The sequence below is a fragment of the Ginsengibacter hankyongi genome, assembly GCF_008710285.1.
Lineage (GTDB): Bacteria > Bacteroidota > Bacteroidia > Chitinophagales > Chitinophagaceae > Ginsengibacter > Ginsengibacter hankyongi.
This window is the reverse complement of the sequence record NZ_VYQF01000022.1, coordinates 1-1,436: the sequence shown is the minus strand read 5'-3', so window position 1 is coordinate 1,436 and position 1,436 is coordinate 1. Positions and strand designations below refer to the sequence as shown.

Genomic DNA, 1,436 nt, shown 5'->3' with positions numbered 1-1,436 from the left:
TGACTCGTCCTAAAAAAAGTTTACAGGTTAAAAGATAAATTCTGCAATAGGTTTACAGGATAATTTTCATTTTTCTTTTCAAAAGTTGTTAGTTTTTTAAAATAGTTTTTCCATAGTCTCTGATGATTTAATTTTTTATTATTATGTAATTTATTTGGAGTTAAGTTGCCTATGCTCATGTGTGGTCTGTCATTGTTGTAAAGGCTGATAGCTTTTTGTAATTGCTTTTTTGCTTCTATTAAATTGTTAGTTTGATAATGGCTTAGGTATTCTTCTTTGATGATTCCGTTTACTCTTTCTGCTATAGCATTTTCTAATGGGTCTCCGTTTTCGGTCATGCTGATGTTGATGCCATAGTCCTGCAATAGCTTTACATATTTGCCACTGCAATATTGTATTCCTCTGTCGCTGTGGTGGGTAAGCTGCAATGGCACGGCAGCCCCATCAAGGGCTGCAAGGGCCATCTGCAGCGCTTGAATGCTTTGGATGGCTTCCATTGTTTCTGCCACATGATAACCAACAATTTTACGGGAGTAGGCATCGGTGATTAAACTGATGTAAAGATGATCACCTGTATGTATCTTCCAATAGGTTATATCGCTTACCCATAACTGGTTGATGGCTCCGGGAATAAAATCCCTGATTAAGTTGGGATACTTTCTAAGCCAATGATTAGAATAAGTAGTTTGTATCTTTCGCTTTCTTTTCTTTACCAGCAATTGGTTGGCAGCCAGCAGATCGAACAAAGCATCTCTTCCCATCTTTATACTATGCTCCATCATAAAAGGCTGCAGCAAATCATACAGTTTTCTTGCGCCCATTACTCTATGCTCTTTTCTTATAATCATTACTTGTTTTAATATCAGCAGATCAGCTGTTCGGGCATTTTCTGCTTCCCATGAATGTTGATAATATGCCTGGCGGGTGATACCAAATAATCTGCAAATACGTGACAGGCCTATCTTAGAGTATTTGCATTTTAATTCATGGATTACCTGGTATTGGGCTTTTTTCTAATCGGAATTTTAAGTTCGGATTCTGCTATCTCTATCATTCTTCGATAGCCTTCTGCCAGCAATTTGGCATCTTCAAGCTCCTTTTTCAGCAGCTCAATTTGCTGTTGCTCCGGGGTTAACGGGGTACTCTTTTTTTGGGATTTATCTGGCAATGTTTGAAAATTTTCAATGCCAATATACGCACTTCTTGTTCGCCTATTCATTCCAGCTACATAGCCTAATTTTCTTAGCCAGTCATGAACCAATGAATGACAACTGAGATTGTATTTGTCAACACATTCTCGTAATGAAAGACCGTTTTCAATATGATCTTTACAAATCTGATGTTTTAGTTCAATGCTGTAAAAAGTCCGTCTTACAAACTCATTTGAATTATACATTTTACACTTAATTTGTGTAAACCTATTTTAGGACAAGACA

Annotated in this window: 2 protein-coding genes; both read right to left on the bottom strand. The window is 36.9% G+C overall.

From position 1 onward, the window contains the following. Positions 1-20 precede the first annotated feature (20 nt). Positions 21-947 (bottom strand): IS3 family transposase, encoded by a 927-nt coding sequence (locus FW778_RS22900; protein ID WP_235906546.1) that lies wholly within the window; start codon positions 945-947, stop codon positions 21-23. A 44-nt stretch (positions 948-991) separates the two neighbouring features. Beyond that, positions 992-1,396, bottom strand: a complete 405-nt coding sequence (locus FW778_RS22895) for a hypothetical protein (protein WP_150417251.1) — start codon at positions 1,394-1,396, stop codon at positions 992-994. Positions 1,397-1,436 lie beyond the last annotated feature (40 nt).

What these genes read in the sequence shown, in the direction of transcription:
- FW778_RS22895 (WP_150417251.1), bottom strand. Translation starts at nt 1,396, where the DNA reads ATGTATAATTCAAATGAGTTTGTAAGACGGACTTTTTACAGCATTGAA.